3 protein-coding genes and 1 pseudogene are annotated in these 4,364 nt (G+C 73.1%); 1 reads left to right on the top strand and 3 read right to left on the bottom strand.

All coding sequences use genetic code 11. The features are described 5' to 3' along the window. Window positions 1–135: 135 nt before the first annotated feature. Entirely contained in the window at window positions 136–855 is a 720-nt protein-coding gene (locus tag ABT095_RS38555; RefSeq protein WP_350534304.1) for a GOLPH3/VPS74 family protein, read from the bottom strand. A gap of 299 nt (window positions 856–1,154) precedes the next feature. Between ABT095_RS38555 and ABT095_RS38550 the strand changes: the two genes are divergently transcribed. After that, window positions 1,155–3,284, top strand: a complete 2,130-nt coding sequence (locus ABT095_RS38550) for a D-alanyl-D-alanine carboxypeptidase (RefSeq protein ID WP_350534303.1) — start codon at window positions 1,155–1,157, stop codon at window positions 3,282–3,284. 3 nt (window positions 3,285–3,287) lie between these two features. Here ABT095_RS38550 and ABT095_RS38545 read toward each other — a convergent pair whose 3' ends face one another. Next, window positions 3,288–4,040: a YhjD/YihY/BrkB family envelope integrity protein gene (locus ABT095_RS38545; RefSeq protein WP_350534302.1), complete on the bottom strand. Its 753-nt coding sequence runs from the start codon at window positions 4,038–4,040 to the stop codon at window positions 3,288–3,290. Between the two features lie 83 nt (window positions 4,041–4,123). Beyond that, a pseudogene (locus tag ABT095_RS38540) lies at window positions 4,124–4,364 on the bottom strand (dolichol-phosphate mannosyltransferase); the annotation flags it as partial.

The following is a 4,364-nucleotide window of genomic DNA, read 5'->3' as shown; positions in this document are numbered from 1 at the left end:
CCTGCCGCACGTCGGCGGGGTGGCCGGGCGTCTGGACGTGGACAAGGTGCGCCGCTCCATCAGTGAGGTGCGGCAGACTGCTGCCGGGCGGACCGCCCCGAGGTGCTCAGTGCTGTGGGGCCTGGCCCCCTGCGCTCACCGCGCGCCGACCTGGGTGGCCACGCCTCGGCCGCCCGTGACCGCCCGCGCGGCGACCGGTCGGCCGCCGCCGGTGGCCCGGCCCTGCTGGGCCGGCAGGCCGTTCTGCACGTCCATCACGGCGTGCGCGACCATGCCGCCCAGCGGGTCGTAACGGATCAGGTCGCGCAGCCGTGACCGCGAGGACCGTCCCTCGTTACCCGGGTAGAGGTGCTTCCCGAGGCCGACCGAGTGGGCCAGCGCGGCCAGCGCGGCCGTCCGGGGGTCCGGCGGCACGCCGGTCCGGATGGCGGTGTCCAGCCGCTGTTTGATCGCGGCGTTGGTGCAGTCGTCCGACGCCTGGTAGCGCGTCGTCGGCAGCACGCCGCAGACCTGGCCCGGTACGGCGGTCACCATGCCGCACCGCTCGAGGTGCGCCAGGTAGGTCTGCCGGAGCCCCAGCCGGGGCCCGCCGATCCAGTGTGCGGCCCGCACCGGGCTGCCGCGTCGGCGCAGCAGTTCCAGTGCGTGGTCCAGGGTCGGATCACCGGTCGGCCGTGGCATCACCACGGCGATCCGGTCCCCGTCCGGGACGATACGTCCGGCCAGGGACAGCTCGACGAGCTGTGCCCCGGCGAGTCCGAGGTCGAGGGTCTGCGGCTGCGCTGTGGTACCCGTCGTCGGGTCCAGAGCGAGCAGCAGGAGTTCCTCGGGAATGGTTCTGCGGCTCTTGCCCATCCAAGCCTCCCCGCGTGGATGGAAGACAGAGTGACGCCTCTCACAGCGGCTTGTCGAGTACGCCTCCGAATCGTGACCTTGGCGCAGCCGCGCGGAACCGCGCCCGCCGGGCCCTGCGTCCCTCCCGGGGAGCGGACCGCGCTGGGCCGGCGGTGAAGAATAACGGCCGGTCGGGCGGGGTGTGACGGCCGTTACGGCCGTCGGTGGCGGAGACTGTACAGCTAGAGCGGTGCGGCGGGAAGCCGTCCGAAACGATCTCGGCCCGGCAGGGCCCCTGAGCCAGACGAGGATGGATTTACGTGGGCGAGTCCCCCGACACTGTGCGGCGCGACGGGGAAGCGGAGGCGGTGGTGCCGACCGCGCCGGCTGAGCGATCCGCGCCCGAAGAGGGACGCGCCGCCTCCACGGTCACCCTGCGAGCCCGCGAGGTCGACACCCGGACCACCACCCTCCGCCTCCCGACGGACAACACCACCACGGCCCTCCGCCTCCCCGCGGACCCGGCCGAGACCCCGAAGGCCGCCGCGAAGCCCGCCGAGCGCAGCGAGGCCGGGAAGGCTGCTCCCGCAGGCTCGGCGAAGCCGGAGGCTGAGAAGCCGTCCGAGCGGGGCGAGGGCGGGGCGGAGCCCACGGCTGTGGCGGCTGTGGAGTCCGCCGGGCGGGGCGAGGACGGGGCCGAGACGAGGATGCTGCGCCTGCCGACGGACAACACCACTACGACCCTCCGCCTCCCCGCGGAGCCCGTCGCTGCGGACGCCGGCTCCGGCTCCGGCTCCGGGAAGGCGAGTGTGCGGCGGCCGAGGTTGGACGGGGCGGACGAGTTGCTCGCCGAGGCGGCTGCGTTGGCTCAGGACGCTGCGGGGCCGCGTGGCGGGGAGACGACTGTGCTGCGGGTGGCGGAGAAGCCCGGTGGGGTGGATCCGCGTCTCGCCATACGGGACGGCCGGGAGGGGGCCGGGGCGCTGGTCAAGGATGTGCCCAAGACTTCCGAGGCCGGGACGGTGCCCCCCGTCGAGCCCGAGCCCGCGCCCGAGCCGGAACCTCAGCCCGTGCCCGTGCCCACGCCCGTACCGGCTCCCGAGCCGCTGCCTGCGCCGAAGCCGCTTCCGGTGCCGGATCCGTCCCCGCTGCCCGCGCCTGCTCCGCTCCCCGCTCCGGAGACCACCTCCGAGGCGATGGAGGTGCTCGCGGCCCTCAGTGCCAGGCCGGTCTCCCCGCTGCGCCGAGCGCTGAAGCGTCTCACCATCTGGACGGTCTTCCTCGGCCTCGTCCTCGGCCTGGTGGTCGCGGGCCAGCTGCTCCGCCCCCTGCCGGCCCCGAAGACCAAGCTCTCGCTCGACAAGTCCTTCACCTTCGCCGGCGACCAGCTCGCCCTGCCCTGGCCGGGCAAGGGCCAGGCCGTCGCCGAGGTGGTCGGGGTGGGCAGCCTGGGCAGCTCCGGCGCCGAGACCCCGTCGCCGATCGCCAGCGTCACCAAGGTCATGAACGCCGTGATCGTGCTGCAGGACCACCCCCTCAAGAAGGGGGAGAGCGGCCCGAAGATCACCGTGGACAGGCAGGCCGCCCAGGAGTCCAGCAACGCCGACGAGTCCCGGGTCACCCTCACCGAGGGCCAGCAGCTCACCGAGTACGAGGCGCTGGAGATGCTGATGCTCCCCTCCGCCAACAACGTGGCCCGCCTGCTGGCCCGTTGGGACGCGGGCAGCGAGCAGGCCTTCGTGAAGAAGATGAACGACCAGGCCGCCAAGCTGGGCATGGCCAACACCACGTACGCCGACCCGGCCGGCTACGACAACAACACCAAGAGCACCGCCAAGGACCAGCTCAAGCTGGCCGAACTCGCGATGCAGAACGAGATCTTCCGGCAGGTCGTCGCCACCCCCGACACCACCTTCAACGGCCAGCGGGTCTACAACACCAACGGTCTGATCTCGGCGAAGAACGGCGTCATCGGCGTCAAGACCGGCTCCTCCACCCCGGCCGGCTCCTGCCTGATGTGGGCGGCGGTCAAGGACATCGGCGGCACCAAGCGGATGATCCTCGGCGTGACCCTCGGCCAGCCGGCGACGACCACGGACAACATCCTCAAGGCGGCCCAGACCGTCAGCCAGAAGATCATCACCGCCGCCCAGAACGGCCTCACCGGTCAGACCCTGGCCAAGCAGGGCCAGGTCGTCGGCTACGTGGACAACGGTCTCGGCGGCAAGGTCCCGGTGGTCGCGGCCAAGGACCTGACCGTCGCGGGCTGGTCCGGCGTCACCGCCAAGGTGACCCTGGACGGCACCAAGCTCGGCCACACGGTCAAGTCCGGCACCCAGGTCGGCACCGTCTCGGCCGGCGAGGGCGACGGCAAGGCCGAGGTGCCGGTCACCCTGCAGGGCGACCTCGCGCCGCCGTCCATCATGTCCCGCCTGCTGCGCCTGTTCTGAGCCTCAGGCTCCCCCGGTGGCCCGGCTGCTCCCCAGCAGCCGGGCCACCGCCGGTTCCTCCGCCACCACCCGCCCGAAGGCGATGGCCAGGGTGACGGCCGCGAAGATCACGATCAGCCAGCTCAGCGAGGTGAACACCACCCCGTACGGGCCGAACTTGAGCACGCTCCGGGTCATCGCCCGCGGCAGGTAGACCCGCCCGGCGATGCCGACCCCGGTGAGCGCCAGCCCGCACAGCACGGCCCCGGGCAGCAGCGGGAGCCACCCCACCCGCCCGCCGAGCAGCAGGTGCTGGGTCCACCACCACACCACCGCGGCGGCCAGCGCCGAGAGCACCAGCCCCAGCCCCTCGCCCGCCCCGAAGCCGTCCCGCAGCGGGCCCTGGGCCACCAGGTAGCCCAGCCACACCGCCAGCCAGGCCAGCCAGCGCCAGGCCGCCAGCCGGGCCCCCGCCTTGGGCAGCTCCCAGCAGCGTTCGCAGACCCGCTGCATGGCCCGGCTGAGCGCCGTCGCGGAGAGCAGCGTGACCAGCACGCCGAGGGCGCCGAAGCTCTCCGTCACGTCGTCGTGCCCGGCCGCCATCAGCTGCTGCACCTGCTCCTGGGCCGCACCCGCCAGCCCGAGCTGGCTGCGCAGCGAGCTGACCACCCCGCTGCGCACCGAGGCGGGCGCGAAGACGGCGAGCACCAGCAGCGCGGGCAGCGCGCTGAGGAAGGCCTGGGCGGCGAGCCTGGTCGCGCAGTCCAGCAGGTTCACCCGAACGAGTTGCCCCACGGCCCGCCCGACCAGGGGCACCCGATCGGGCACCGCCCGCAGCCGCGCCCACCGGGCCCGGAGGGTCACTTCTTGCCGGTGAGCTTCTGGACGCGGCTGGTGATGCCCCAGCCGGTAACGCGGAAGAGGGCCTCGATGAGGATGTTGCGGCTCATCTTGGAGGCGCCGAACTCGCGCTCGATGAAGGTGATGGGCACCTCGACGACCTTGTAGCCGGCCTTGACGGTGCGCCAGGCGAGGTCGACCTGGAAGCAGTATCCGGCGGAGGCGACCTCGTCCATGCCGAGGCCGAGGAGGGTCTCCTTG

Source organism: Kitasatospora sp. NPDC002227, assembly GCF_040296285.1.
Lineage (GTDB): Bacteria > Actinomycetota > Actinomycetes > Streptomycetales > Streptomycetaceae > Kitasatospora.
This window is presented reverse-complemented; position numbering and strand designations above follow the sequence as displayed.